The sequence below is a fragment of the Acinetobacter sp. YH16051 genome (assembly GCF_013417135.1).
Lineage (GTDB): Bacteria > Pseudomonadota > Gammaproteobacteria > Pseudomonadales > Moraxellaceae > Acinetobacter > Acinetobacter towneri.
This window is the reverse complement of record NZ_VPEN01000007.1, coordinates 48,191-60,513: the sequence shown is the minus strand read 5'-3', so window position 1 is coordinate 60,513 and position 12,323 is coordinate 48,191. Positions and strand designations below refer to the sequence as shown.

The 12,323-nt window shown below is 41.6% G+C and carries 17 protein-coding genes; all 17 read right to left on the bottom strand.

Features of this window, described 5'->3' with window-relative positions; translation table 11 throughout:
• Window positions 1–14 precede the first annotated feature (14 nt).
• On the bottom strand, window positions 15–695 hold the full coding sequence (gene pyrF, locus FTV41_RS07810) for an orotidine-5'-phosphate decarboxylase (RefSeq protein WP_178318417.1): 681 nt from the start codon (window positions 693–695) through the stop codon (window positions 15–17).
• Between the two features lie 182 nt (window positions 696–877).
• A complete protein-coding gene (locus FTV41_RS07805) occupies window positions 878–1,243 on the bottom strand; it encodes a lipopolysaccharide assembly protein LapA domain-containing protein (RefSeq protein WP_004976771.1) in 366 nt (121 codons plus the stop codon).
• A 17-nt stretch (window positions 1,244–1,260) separates the two neighbouring features.
• A complete protein-coding gene (locus tag FTV41_RS07800; RefSeq protein WP_004976773.1) occupies window positions 1,261–1,566 on the bottom strand; it encodes an integration host factor subunit beta in 306 nt (101 codons plus the stop codon).
• A gap of 159 nt (window positions 1,567–1,725) precedes the next feature.
• Entirely contained in the window at window positions 1,726–3,402 is a 1,677-nt protein-coding gene (gene rpsA, locus FTV41_RS07795) for a 30S ribosomal protein S1 (protein ID WP_179996377.1), read from the bottom strand.
• Window positions 3,403–3,521: 119 nt separating this feature from the next.
• Window positions 3,522–4,214 carry a (d)CMP kinase gene (gene cmk / locus FTV41_RS07790; protein ID WP_154320795.1) on the bottom strand — a complete coding sequence of 231 codons (693 nt, stop codon included), beginning with the start codon at window positions 4,212–4,214 and terminating at the stop codon, window positions 3,522–3,524.
• 16 nt (window positions 4,215–4,230) lie between these two features.
• Window positions 4,231–4,662, bottom strand: a complete 432-nt coding sequence (locus tag FTV41_RS07785; protein WP_179996376.1) for an SRPBCC family protein — start codon at window positions 4,660–4,662, stop codon at window positions 4,231–4,233.
• Window positions 4,663–4,763: 101 nt separating this feature from the next.
• Window positions 4,764–5,255, bottom strand: a complete 492-nt coding sequence (gene tadA / locus FTV41_RS07780) for a tRNA adenosine(34) deaminase TadA (protein ID WP_004976782.1) — start codon at window positions 5,253–5,255, stop codon at window positions 4,764–4,766.
• Between the two features lie 27 nt (window positions 5,256–5,282).
• Window positions 5,283–6,404: an enoyl-CoA hydratase/isomerase family protein gene (locus FTV41_RS07775; RefSeq protein ID WP_004976784.1), complete on the bottom strand. Its 1,122-nt coding sequence runs from the start codon at window positions 6,402–6,404 to the stop codon at window positions 5,283–5,285.
• The gene (gene ung, locus FTV41_RS07770; RefSeq protein ID WP_004976786.1) at window positions 6,401–7,114 is read right to left on the bottom strand and encodes a uracil-DNA glycosylase; all 714 of its coding nucleotides are present in this window, start codon (window positions 7,112–7,114) and stop codon (window positions 6,401–6,403) included. Before ung ends, FTV41_RS07775 begins: the two co-directional genes overlap by 4 nt.
• Window positions 7,115–7,151: 37 nt before the next feature.
• Window positions 7,152–7,748: a 6-carboxytetrahydropterin synthase gene (locus FTV41_RS07765; protein ID WP_104851897.1), complete on the bottom strand. Its 597-nt coding sequence runs from the start codon at window positions 7,746–7,748 to the stop codon at window positions 7,152–7,154.
• A gap of 175 nt (window positions 7,749–7,923) precedes the next feature.
• Complete coding sequence (gene gspK / locus FTV41_RS07760; RefSeq protein ID WP_179996375.1) at window positions 7,924–8,907, bottom strand: type II secretion system minor pseudopilin GspK; 984 nt, start codon at window positions 8,905–8,907, stop codon at window positions 7,924–7,926.
• 13 nt (window positions 8,908–8,920) lie between these two features.
• A complete protein-coding gene (gene gspJ / locus FTV41_RS07755) occupies window positions 8,921–9,544 on the bottom strand; it encodes a type II secretion system minor pseudopilin GspJ (protein ID WP_004976791.1) in 624 nt (207 codons plus the stop codon).
• Window positions 9,541–9,921, bottom strand: coding sequence for a type II secretion system minor pseudopilin GspI (gspI, locus tag FTV41_RS07750; RefSeq protein ID WP_179996374.1), 381 nt, complete (start codon window positions 9,919–9,921; stop codon window positions 9,541–9,543). The genes gspJ and gspI overlap by 4 nt, the downstream gene beginning before the upstream one ends.
• Window positions 9,911–10,462: a prepilin-type N-terminal cleavage/methylation domain-containing protein gene (locus tag FTV41_RS07745; protein ID WP_131261481.1), complete on the bottom strand. Its 552-nt coding sequence runs from the start codon at window positions 10,460–10,462 to the stop codon at window positions 9,911–9,913. Before FTV41_RS07745 ends, gspI begins: the two co-directional genes overlap by 11 nt.
• 6 nt (window positions 10,463–10,468) lie before the next feature.
• A complete protein-coding gene (locus FTV41_RS07740; RefSeq protein WP_096901168.1) occupies window positions 10,469–11,083 on the bottom strand; it encodes a TetR/AcrR family transcriptional regulator in 615 nt (204 codons plus the stop codon).
• A gap of 93 nt (window positions 11,084–11,176) precedes the next feature.
• Entirely contained in the window at window positions 11,177–11,950 is a 774-nt protein-coding gene (locus FTV41_RS07735; protein ID WP_004976800.1) for a TatD family hydrolase, read from the bottom strand.
• Window positions 11,951–11,974: 24 nt separating this feature from the next.
• A complete protein-coding gene (locus tag FTV41_RS07730) occupies window positions 11,975–12,316 on the bottom strand; it encodes a PilZ domain-containing protein (protein WP_026438361.1) in 342 nt (113 codons plus the stop codon).
• Window positions 12,317–12,323: the final 7 nt, after the last annotated feature.

The window sequence follows — 12,323 nt, the reverse complement described above, 5'->3', positions numbered from 1 at the left end:
CAGCGATAGTAAAATTAAAGCGTCGCTAAAATATCTTTCAAAGTCTGACGTGGATTTTCAGATTTTGTAATTGGACGACCAATCACCAAATGCGTAGAACCATCCAGCATAGCTTGTTTGGGAGTCACAATACGTTTTTGATCATCGGCATTTGAGCCTTCAGGACGAATCCCTGGAGTTACTAAAGCAAAATCTTGCCCTAAGGTTTCACGCAGCATTTTGGCTTCTTGCGCAGAACACACCACACCATCTAAACCACTTTCTTTAGTGAGTTTAGCTAAACGCTGAACTTGCTCAAAAGGCTCAATATCTAAACCTAAATCTTTTAAATCTTCACGCCCCATAGAAGTCAGTACAGTCACTGCAATCAGTTGCGTCTGATAATTCCCTGCTTTTAAACGCTCCACACAGGTTTCCATCATTTTGCGACCACCTGAAGCATGTACGTTGACCATCCATACGCCTAAATCTGCTGCAGCACATACAGCCTGAGCTGTTGTATTTGGAATATCATGAAATTTCAAATCTAGAAAAACCTCAAAACCTTTGTCATGCAAGGCTTTCACGACTGCTGGACCTTCATGGGTAAATAACTCTTTACCAACTTTTACTCGACATAATGCAGGGTCTAATTGTTCTGCAATGGTTAAGGCGTCATATTGGCTTTTAGCATCGAGGGCAACAATGATACTCAAGAGAATTACCTATGGATTTGACAAAGAGTCGCTATTATAAAGTGATTCGTGCCAAGCAGATAGTCAAAAAGACAGCTTATCCACCATCGCAGCGATAATCAGCCATTCGTCAAAGGCACACATAAAAAAACACCCCAAGATAACCTTGAGGTGTTGATGATCAATTCAGTCAACAGAGCAAATTAAAGTGCATTAGAAGAACGATCTTCAGTATGCACATCTAATACCGTTTTTTCATGACGAGTATGCGCAGCAGCTTCAGCAGCAGCCAGTTGAGCTGCATGAATTTGCTCTTTGCGTAGGTATTCAATATCTTTACGTAGTCGCTTAATTTCCCAACTATTTTGGAATACACGGAAAACCTGCACGCCCAACAATAACCCTAGCACCAAACCAAGTGCCAATGTAATCAGTAGCAATAGACCCAAACGCATTGCAGGCACTTGAGTAAATAACAGGTCAACTGAAAGTTCAGTGCCGTTTTGCAAAACCAATGCCAGAGAATATCCAAATAGAATAACTAAAATAGCGACTAGAACGTAACGCATAAACACCCCTAGGAATTTTATTTATTTACAGACTCGTTTACTGCATCACGTAGTGCTTTACCTGGTTTAAAGTGCGGTACAGCTTTAGCCGCAACTTCTACAGACTTACCTGTTTTTGGGTTACGACCTACACGTGGTTCACGGTGATGCAATGCAAAACTACCGAATCCACGAATTTCAATTCGGTTATCTGCCGATAGTGATGCAATCATTTGATCAATCATGATCTTCACAGCTTCTTCCACCAATGGCTCAGCCAAATGTGGATTTTTCAAAGCAATTCGTTCTATCAAGTCAGACTTATTAAGTGCTTCAGTAGTCATCTGCGACCTCTTTAATTATCAAGCTACTTTTACCTAAACTGATAATAACCTGTTTAAATACAAAACGGTAGCGTAATAATTGAATACTACGCTACCGTTTACAGTATTTGTGTAAAAAGTATGTGCTAATTTACATTAACCATACAGTTTACCCGCAACTTAGTTGCCCATTTGAGCTTTGATCAAGTCACCAATTGTCTTAGGACCATTGTCTTGACCGCTAGTTGCAGTTTTCAAGTTAGCAACAGCTTCTTTCTCTTCAGCTTCGTCTTTCGCTTTGATAGACAAGTTGATAGAGCGAGATTTACGGTCTACGTTGATGATTTTCGCTTCAACTTCTTGACCAACTTCCAAGAACTTAGTTGCATCTTCAACGCGATCACGGTTGATTTCAGATGCTTTAAGTGTTGCTTCAACTTCGTCAGCTAACTTAACAGTTGCGCCACGAGCATCAACAGCAGTTACAGTACCTTTAACCAAAGCACCACGTTCGTTAGCAGCTAAGAAATCGTTGAATGGATCGCTGTTCAATTGCTTGATACCAAGGCTGATACGGTTGCCTTCAGCGTCTACAGAAAGGATAACCGCTTCAACAGTGTCACCTTTCTTGTAACGACGAATAGCTTCTTCGCCTTGCTCGTTCCAAGAAATGTCAGACAAGTGAACTAGGCCATCGATACCGCCTGGTAAACCGATGAAGATACCGAAGTCAGTGATTGACTTGATTGTACCTGAAACTTTTTCACCTTTGTCGTGGTTCTTAGCAAACTCTTCCCATGGGTTAGCACGAGTTTGTTTGATACCAAGAGAAATACGACGACGCTCTTCGTCCACTTCAAGAACCATAACGTCAACTTCGTCACCAATCTGAACAACTTTAGATGGGTGGATGTTTTTGTTAGTGTGGTCCATTTCTGAAACGTGTACTAAACCTTCAACGCCTTCAGCGATTTCTGCGAAACAGCCGTAGTCAGTTAAGTTTGTTACGCGAGCTTTAACGATAGAACCTTTAGGATAACGGCTCATGATCGCTAACCATGGATCTTCGCCTAATTGCTTAAGACCTAAAGATACGCGGTTACGCTCTTTGTCAAATTTAAGTACTTTAACAGTAACTTCTTGACCCACTTCAACCACTTCTGATGGATGCTTGATACGTTTCCAAGCCATGTCAGTGATGTGAAGAAGACCGTCAATACCGCCAAGGTCAACGAATGCACCGTAGTCAGTAAGGTTCTTAATCGTACCAGTAACAGTTTGACCTTCTTCAAGCTGAGCAAGAAGCGCTTCACGGTCAGCTGAAGATTCAGCTTCCATAACTGCACGACGAGATACAACAACGTTGTTACGTTTAGCATCAAGTTTGATAACTTTGAACTCTAACTCTTTACCTTCAAGGTGAGTTGTGTCACGGATAGGACGAGTGTCTACCAAAGAACCTGGTAAGAACGCACGAACTGGACCGATGTCTACAGTGAAACCGCCTTTAACTTTACCAGAGATAACACCAGTAACGATTTCGCTGTCTTCAAAGATTTTTTCAAGTTTAGTCCAAGTTTCAGCACGTTTCGCTTTTTCACGTGATAAAACAGTTTGGCCCATACCGTTGTCAAGTGCTTCAACAACAACATCAACGGTGTCACCAACTTGAACTTCAAGTTCGCGTTGTTCGTTTAAGAATTCAGCGCGGTCAACAACGCCTTCTGATTTAAGGCCAGTATCAACTGTTACCCAGTCAGAGTCGATGCTTACTACAACGCCTTGGATGACAGCACCCTTTTCAACGTTGAGGTTTAATTCGCTTTCTTCAAAGAGGGCTGCAAAAGATTCGGTCATGATATACCTGATAAAGTCAGCGGTCTTGGATCAGACAAGGCCGGTTTAGTTAAGCGTCTACATAGTCCGTATAGAACTGATCAAGCTATGCGTTCGCTGAATAGGTTTATTTCACGCGGTTAAGCGCGGCAAATAGCAAGCTTCTGATCGACATAAGCCGTCATTAATGCAAACACTTCATCAATGTTCAACTCAGAACTATCAATGATGTAAGCATCTTCTGCGGGCTTGAGCGGAGCAACTGTGCGCTCCATGTCTCGTTTGTCGCGAGCCTGTATATTCGCTAAAATGTCGCTTATTTTAGCATCCAGCCCCATACCCTGCAACTGTTTTACTCGTCTTTGTGCACGTGACTCTGCCGAAGCAGTTAAATAAATTTTAGCCTGCGCATTTGGGAAAATACTGGTCGCCATATCGCGTCCATCTGCAACCAAGCCTGGTGCTTGGGCAAAGGCATGCTGACGTGCAAGTAATGCTGTGCGCAATTCAGGTACTGCCGCAACTTTTGAGGCATATTCCCCCACACGTTCGGTACGTATGGTTTGCGTGACATCTTCACCATCAAGCAACACTTGTGTGCCATCTGGCTGGGTCACAAATTGAATATTGAGCTGTGTTGCAATGGCAACGCATTGACTCAGTTCAGTATCAAGTTGATCTAGCAAATTCTGCTTATGTAACGCCAAACCCAACAAACGATACAACGCACCAGAGTCGAGTAAATGAAACTGATAATATGCTGCCAATTTTGCCGCGAGTGTGCCTTTACCTGAACCGCTAGGGCCATCAATGGTAATAATTTGAACCGTCATGCTGTTTCCGAAATGATTAGAGAGATTTTGCGAGTTTGGATAAACCAATTTTAATTACAGTTTTCAACTTCGCAAGAATAGCTTTGCTCACAAACGGAACTCGCGCTTGTAGCTCAATGCTATACGTGACCAAGGTTTTGTGATCTGCCACTTGCTGAAATTCAATGGTACCCAAATGATGTTTGATCAATGGATTTTTAATGATTTTATATTCAATCCGCTGATTCGGTTCAAGCACGGTAATTTGCTCTTGCAAAGGTTTAATTGGCCCAATCCCCATACGACGCACCGAACCTACACCATCTGGACGTTCAGGGTCAGCAGAGTCTTTAATGCGCACCACTTGCATTGGTGCAAACGCAATATTATAAGTTGCATGTTTAGAAAGTAATTCAAATACTTGCGCAACTGGCGCATTAAATTCTTTTTTAATTTGAATAGCGTGCATGGTTTGCCCTGATGATGAATGCTATGTTGTGTTTGATTTAGTTTAACGCAAATCAAGCCTAAAACTCAGAACTGGTTTTGATCATGGAGGTCATTTATCAACTATTGCTGCTTTTGTTGTTTCTTTTGCGCACGGCGCATCTTAAAAAAATCACTCAACTGGGCTGAACATTGCTGCTCTAAACAACCTGATTGATACTCAAAAATATGATTGTAATAGCCTGACTCTAAAAGCTTTCTAGCACTGATCAATGAGCCGGCTTTGGGTTCAGTTGCTCCAAATACCACACGTTTGATTCGCGCATGAATGAGCGCACCCACACACATGGTACAAGGCTCCAGTGTGACATAAAGCGTGGCATCTTCAGGCAAACGATAATTTTGAATATGATCACATGCTGCACGGATTGCCACAATTTCGGCATGTGCGGTTGCGTCGTGTAAGGAAATAGGCGCGTTATAACCCGCGCCAATCACTTGATTTTGACTAACGATGACAGCCCCCACAGGAATTTCCCCCTGTGCTGCAGCCAAAGCAGCCTGCGCATAGGCAAGCTGCATCCAGTCTTCATCACTATAGTTCTGTTCTGACATTTAAATATGAGTAAAAATCAATACGAATTAAATAATCTCGTATTGTTTCAATAACTCATTCCAGCTTTCAATGCTCGTCACAGGTGGATTGTCTGCAAAAATGGTTTTGAGCTGCACTGGCCCATTTTGCTGCCAAGCTGGTGCAAGGTCTTTATCGACCAAACGTGCGCGCACACCTTCGACAAAATCTGCGTGGCGAATTTTCCAGTCTGAAATTTGCGTTTCCAGTTCAAACACTTCATTCCAAGCGTGAACCTTCTTACCCCATTGCCATAGTAACCACGTTAAAGCTGCTGTGGTTGGTGAACCTTTTTGCAAGTTTTCACTGGCTTGACGTAACCAATCGCTACGTGCATCGCTTAGACCAATGATGGATTCATAATCACTTTCAAAACTCACACCACGGCACACGCTTTGAATCACATCCAAAGAATTCTGTAGCGGCCCAGGCCCTACAGGACGGTGCATGCTGTTCAAGGTATCATCAATGGCACGGAAGTCACCTGCAGGGTAATGATTCCAGTCAATATTAATGACTTTTTCTAATACAGAAGCGCGTTGTGCATCACAAATATGGGTTGCCCAACCAATACCATACGCACCTGCAGCAGTCATAATTGAACCCGTTAAACCTGTGAACAAGCCAATCGCACCACGGTCAGCCAAGAAACGAGTTGCCCCTACATCTGGGTATAAACCAATGTTAATTTCTGGCATAGCTAAACGTGAATACGGTGTCACCAAACGGAATGGTGCAGCCATAAATAGACCTAAGCCACCACCCATGACATAACCTTCACCCCACACTAAAACAGGCTTGGCATAGTTATGTAGCAACAAGTCCAACGCATATTCTTGCTCAAAGAATTTATTGGCAGTTGCAACCTCATCATTAATGACAAGCTGACGTAATTTACGCACATCACCGCCTGCACAAAATGCTTTTGGTGTGGTCGAATCTAGCCAAATTGCTTTTACGCTATCATCGGTATGAAAGTCTTCAAATACTGCCAATAATGCAGAAACAATAGATTCATCTAAAGCATGCAAAGATTTTGGGCGATTCAAACGTACAATGCGCCAACCGTTATTTGCTTCTTCGACAATTAAATCCGGATGATATTCTTTAGAAATGGGAGAATGTGTCATGCGTCCAGCTGCCAGTCTATAGGCTCAATGCCATTTTGTTTAAGATAATTATTTGATTTTGAAAATACTTTACATCCAAAAAAACCACCGCGGTTTGCTGCCAATGGGGATGGATGCGCTGCCTTCAAAATCAGATGTTTATTTGGATCTATACGTTGTCCTTTACGTTGTGCATACGCGCCCCACAAAATAAACACAATATGCTCACGTTGTTGATTTAACACATCAATCACATGATCTGTAAAATCTTCCCAACCCTGCTTTTGGTGCGAGGTTGGTTGTCCTGCTTCTACCGTTAACACGCTGTTGAGCAGCAATACCCCTTGCTCTGCCCAATGGGTTAAATCACCGTGTCTTGGAATAGGCACACCTAAATCTGTATGTAACTCATGGAAAATATTACGCAAAGATGGTGGCAATGCAACCCCTCTTTGTACAGAAAAACTAAGTCCATGTGCCTGATTAGGTCCATGATAAGGGTCTTGCCCAATAATCACGACTTTCACCTGATTTAAAGGCGTGGTATTTAGAGCATTAAATATCAGTGAACTTGGTGGATAAATCACCTTATTCTGTTGTTTTTCCTGCAACAAAAAATCGCGTAGCGCATCCATTTGTGGACTCAATAAAAATTCAGCTAGATTGTATTTCCAACTCTCATCTAACTGAACTTTATTTAAGCTCGCATATTGCTGCTCAGTAAAAGACATACCGCTATCAATCCTTGTTGATGTCTAATGATGTGATTTAAAGTTTAACTTGTAACTCGACATTCGGGTTTTGGAATGTCATCCCCTGTTTTAATTTTTCATACATTTGTGGGTCTGACCATTCTGTCTGTACTTGCTCAGAGAAATGAATTTGATCCAGACTTAGCAATCCCATCTGCGCATTTTCAATATCTTCCAAAAAGCTTTGTGCATAGCCTGTATCAGTTTCATGCACAATTACAGAATAGACCTCTACATCACCCTCCCCATTTTGTGTGATGGTCGATGCCAAAACTTGCTGTGCCAAATAAAAGAAAATACGTGAAAACTGCTCTGCCGATGGCGATACTGGTAAAGAAACCCAACGTGCGCTGAACGTTTTGCAGGCTTGAATATATGCAGGATCGTCCTGCTCCCAAAAACAAATGGCATGATCAAAAGCATCAAATAATTCTTTGATTACACCTTTAAGCAAACCAAAGTCATACACCATTTGTCCATGATCGAGTTTTGAAGCTTTCAGTAACAATTCTACTTTATAGCTATGACCATGAATCGAGCGCTTACAGCGGTCTGAAGTGCAATTACGCACAATATGCGCATTTTCAAACTTAAATAACTTTCGAATTAACATGGGTCTTAACGTCATCAAAATATTTGGGGGATATTCTTTTTAAGTATAATGCAAAACGTGAACAATAAGCCAATTTTAGCCCACAGATTGCCAGACAAAAATCGTAATGATCAGTTTCAGCACAGACATGCAATGCATTTACATCTAAATAGCAGCACAAGGTTAATGATGATACTTAAAATGGCGTCAGACTTCGCCCACTAACATTGACAGATTTTTCACTACGCACCAAATCACTGCTAAATTGACGTTTGCGCTCGCCCAATACCACTTCAATTTTGGCTTTAAAATAATGGGATTGCACACCCAATAAACCTGTAAATTCATTGCGTATCGCGCTATCGACAGCTTGAAAGCCATCTAACTCCCACAAAGCGTTTACATTGCTAAAGTGTTCCAAATTGGCATTACGACGATCAAGTAGATTTTGCACAGCAACCACATCCAGTTTTTCATCTAAGCTCGCCAAAACCAAAGCAGGTGCGGTATTAATATTGATAGTGGTATCCCGTTTTGGCAAGGCACTCACATAAGGCGCAATTTGCTGATACTTCGTACCTTCAAAACCACGGACTTGTTTTAATTCTTCTGCGCTGTGAAATAAGCTATTGGGCGGTAAATAAGGAATTGCTAAACCTTGGTAATAACTCGACTCTGCACCCATTGCACCACTCGGCTCATCATCTGCATCTTGCCAGTCAATCACGGCTTCACTTAATTGAGCAGGTAGCCCAACACGCTGCAACAGCTTTTCAAAATATTTTTTTGCTTTTTCGTTCACTTGATCTTCGGTTGTCAGCAAACTATTTAAATTAAATTTCCCCGACTCATCTTGCAATACGCCCGATACATAACCATCTTCGACTGGAAATGGCGGCATCGGTTTTGCCCAGTTCTCTTGTAAATGATCAACTTGACCAGCATTTTCAGCATCATCTTGCAGTAATTCTGCAAAAAATACTTCGGCACTTTTGGCATATAACAATGCCTGATTTTGACGCATCAAATACGCGGTATTTTCACTGGTGTACATTTGCCGCTTGGCAATGGTCGCTGCCAAAATCGTGGCTAAAGCAACCAACATCAAAATCGTAATCAAGGCGATGCCTTGTTGTGATTTGATGATGCTACCTAAGCGCTGAGTCGATTTCGAATACATTGCCATTGTGCCTTTAATTGTCTTTCTTCTTTAAAAAATCAGTCTGCAATAAGCTAAATATCCATTCATATTGCACGTCACGCACGGTTAAATTTATTTTTATTCCTTTCGGAAGCAGTCTTAATTGTTCAGTTTGTTGCGAATCGACACTACTTTCAGGCCAACTACTTAATTCATTTGGATTCAATACCATAATCTCAAAGGCTTCGACTTCATCCAACATCACGCTCGACTCAGGCTGATCATTGCCCGTTTGATGCAAATTACGATATTTTAAACGATACAATTTTTTTTCATCGGCACGATATTGATATTCTACGCGCTCATGGGGTGAAATACCCTGCTGCAAGGGATCGGTCACACCAGTTTTACTGAAATTAAAACGTCCATTTTGTAAAACCAAAGCAGGTTGTTGCTGCCCTTTGACATTGGCCGTTAATGGAACAGCCTGCATCGTGTCACGTAATATTTGTTGATAGCTTTCTTGCAACTGTTCTAGATTGGCTTCATGCATCGCATTGCGATCTTTGACTTTGGCGAGATAATCAAATACTTTCCAACCCAAAGCAGACAGCACTGCAAAAATTGCAATCGCGACTAGCAACTCAACTAAAGTGAAGCCTTTCTTTGTACTCATGATTGCTGCTCACGGGCATTAAAAAACACCAAAGAAGTCACTCCTGCTTCAACTTGTCCTGTGTCTTGATTATATAAACTGATTTGAAGATCGACACGTTGCACATTCGGACTAATGGTTGGCTGTGTGGACTTGTCAATTTGCCATGTTTCGCCCTGTTGTGTCACTTGCTTTGACTCTGTTCCACTTAACCATTGCCGATTCATTTCCATCAATGCCACTTCATTCAAAGCCACAAATTGTGCTTTGGTTCTTAAAATTGCATTGGCGGTGTATTGGGTATATTGCATCGCCACTTTGGTCATTGCCATAGCTGCTGTTGCAAAAATTGCCAAAGCCACCATAACTTCAAGTAGTGTAAATCCTTTAGCTTTCATGGATTTTTCCTAAATGATCGACCTCTATTTCCGCACCTACAGGACGCTGTTCTAAATAGAACTGAATACGCACAGGTTTGGCTTCACCATTGCCCAGCCAAATCAGTGCGGGTGCATTACCTTGCAGCAACTCACTATTGTTAGCATTCGGATAGCTTTGTTCTAAAGATAAAATTTGGATAGAAACTTGTTCAGGCAACGTTCTGCTTTTAAATTCGCCATAGTTTTGCCATTTTTGATTATTTTGCAGGGTTAATTGTTGTTCTGAAGCATAAGGCTGATATTCCAGTACATCATATCGCGCAGGTGAAACATCGGTTGCTTGATGCAAATTGAGTGCAAAAATACGCGCTTGATCATTGGCTTCACGATTCAGTTTACGCAAATCCAATAAAAACACTTCCCGCGCCTGCATAGCTTTACGCTGATCGACACCGCCAATATTCATTAAAACCAGCGATGCCATAATCGCCATAATGACTATCACCACCATCAATTCAATGAGCGTAAAACCGCGAACCGAAGACAGTGGTGTGTTCATAGCGTATTAATTCAATTGCTCGAAAGATTGTGCTTGTTTGGGCATCGCCAACGCTTGATCGATATAGGCCACACGTAAAGTATCCCGCGAACCTAAATAACGCTGATAGAAACTTGAGTTTAAAATGGCTGCCGCACCATGCGTAAGTGCCCAAATTGAAGCCAGATAATCACGCACTTCCATCTGACTATTAATAGATTCCAAATATTGTTCAGTCATACGGATAATGATGCGTAATCGGCTTTTACGAACCTGATATAGTTCACTAAACAACAAGCCAATGCCAACACCCGTTGTAGAAAGGCGTTCTTCAATTTGATGAAAAAGCACAGTACGTTCAGGATGATGTAAGTGATGCAGCATAAAAAATGCTAGATGTTCAGGAAACTGTTTTTCCGCATCTTTAATCATTTCTAGCAACATGCGCTCATTACGAATAATGAGCAACATATATAGTTCATCTTTACTTTGAAAGTGTTTATATAGAGTACCTTTGGCCAAATCCAGTTCTGCTGCCAAAGCATCAAGGGTCATTCCTGCTTCACCATTTTCCAAAAGCAACTGCTCTGCCACTTGGAAAATTAACGTTTCTCTTGCTCGAAACTGAGCCTGACGATCCATCTTCACCCGATAAACTCTCTTTTCACTATTCAATCAATGGAAATTTTTAATATCACCAGAACATTAAATTTTTGCATCATTCCACTATGCAAATTAATGTCCTTTGAGCAGGTTTTCAAAGTTTTGTGTTGTTATGAAAGCCATTTCCTCTAAGGACTTATCATATACATCACTTAGGGCTTTGGCTACATACGGAACGTATTTTGGCTCATTTGTCTTACCGCGATATGGCACAGGTGCCAAATATGGACTATCAGTTTCAATTAAGACACGGTCTAAAGGTACTTGCTTAGCCACATCACGTAAATCTTGTGCATTTTTAAAGGAAACAATGCCTGAAAACGACACATAATAACCGCAATCTAACACCGCTTTGGCGGTTGCCCAGTCTTCAGTAAAGCAATGTAATACACCATGTGTCGATTTTTCCGCACGGATAATATCTACTGTATCTTGCTTGGCAGCACGGGTATGTACCACCACAGGTTTTTTTACAGCTTGTGACGCATGAATATGCCGTGCAAAACAGGCTTTTTGCTCTGCGACAAAATCGGTACTGTGAAAATAGTCCAAACCTGTTTCGCCCAAAGCCCAGACTTTGTCTGCTTGTGCTAAAGCAATCAGTTGCTCGGTGGTGGCACGCGCCATATTTTCAGCATTTTCACAAGGATGCACACCCACGCTATAACCAACATCGGCATGGCGTGCTGCAATTTTTGACAATGCAATATGATCGTCTAAATCGACAGAGATACCCATAATTTTAGACACACCCGCTAGGCGTGCCTGTGCAATTGCTGCATCTAAGTCACCATCATAAGGGCTTAAATCCAACATCGTTAAATGACAATGTGTATCTACAAACACGATTTTTTCCTAAAAGCAAACAACCTACATAGTGTAACTGTTACGGTTGTCAGACTTAAGCCCCGCAAGGATTCTTTCGGCTTCAGATTTGTAATAAACGCCTTTTTCACCGCTCAGTTGAATGCCAAAGCCCTGCAATTTAATGCCATTTTGCTTTTGCGAAATCCAGATGACTTTTCCTGTAAGTGGAATTTTTTGTGATTGTTCAGGCAAAGTTGCAAGTACGAAGATTTCTTCACCCATTTTTACAGGTTGTTTTGAGGGTACAAATAAGCCACCACCCACAACGTATGGCATATAACTTAAATATAGCGTTTCGACATCAGGAATATTGGCCTGAATAATACCGCCCATACGTGGTTGCATCATGTTC

What these genes read in the sequence shown, in the direction of transcription:
- FTV41_RS07805 (WP_004976771.1), bottom strand. Translation starts at nt 1,243, where the DNA reads ATGCGTTACGTTCTAGTCGCTATTTTAGTTATTCTATTTGGATATTCT.
- FTV41_RS07800 (WP_004976773.1), bottom strand. Translation starts at nt 1,566, where the DNA reads ATGACTACTGAAGCACTTAATAAGTCTGACTTGATAGAACGAATTGCT.
- rpsA (WP_179996377.1), bottom strand. Translation starts at nt 3,402, where the DNA reads ATGACCGAATCTTTTGCAGCCCTCTTTGAAGAAAGCGAATTAAACCTC.
- cmk (WP_154320795.1), bottom strand. Translation starts at nt 4,214, where the DNA reads ATGACGGTTCAAATTATTACCATTGATGGCCCTAGCGGTTCAGGTAAA.
- FTV41_RS07785 (WP_179996376.1), bottom strand. Translation starts at nt 4,662, where the DNA reads ATGCACGCTATTCAAATTAAAAAAGAATTTAATGCGCCAGTTGCGCAA.
- tadA (WP_004976782.1), bottom strand. Translation starts at nt 5,255, where the DNA reads ATGTCAGAACAGAACTATAGTGATGAAGACTGGATGCAGCTTGCCTAT.
- FTV41_RS07775 (WP_004976784.1), bottom strand. Translation starts at nt 6,404, where the DNA reads ATGACACATTCTCCCATTTCTAAAGAATATCATCCGGATTTAATTGTC.
- ung (WP_004976786.1), bottom strand. Translation starts at nt 7,114, where the DNA reads ATGTCTTTTACTGAGCAGCAATATGCGAGCTTAAATAAAGTTCAGTTA.
- FTV41_RS07765 (WP_104851897.1), bottom strand. Translation starts at nt 7,748, where the DNA reads ATGTTAATTCGAAAGTTATTTAAGTTTGAAAATGCGCATATTGTGCGT.
- gspK (WP_179996375.1), bottom strand. Translation starts at nt 8,907, where the DNA reads ATGTATTCGAAATCGACTCAGCGCTTAGGTAGCATCATCAAATCACAA.
- gspJ (WP_004976791.1), bottom strand. Translation starts at nt 9,544, where the DNA reads ATGAGTACAAAGAAAGGCTTCACTTTAGTTGAGTTGCTAGTCGCGATT.
- gspI (WP_179996374.1), bottom strand. Translation starts at nt 9,921, where the DNA reads ATGAAAGCTAAAGGATTTACACTACTTGAAGTTATGGTGGCTTTGGCA.
- FTV41_RS07745 (WP_131261481.1), bottom strand. Translation starts at nt 10,462, where the DNA reads ATGAACACACCACTGTCTTCGGTTCGCGGTTTTACGCTCATTGAATTG.
- FTV41_RS07740 (WP_096901168.1), bottom strand. Translation starts at nt 11,083, where the DNA reads ATGGATCGTCAGGCTCAGTTTCGAGCAAGAGAAACGTTAATTTTCCAA.
- FTV41_RS07730 (WP_026438361.1), bottom strand. Translation starts at nt 12,316, where the DNA reads ATGCAACCACGTATGGGCGGTATTATTCAGGCCAATATTCCTGATGTC.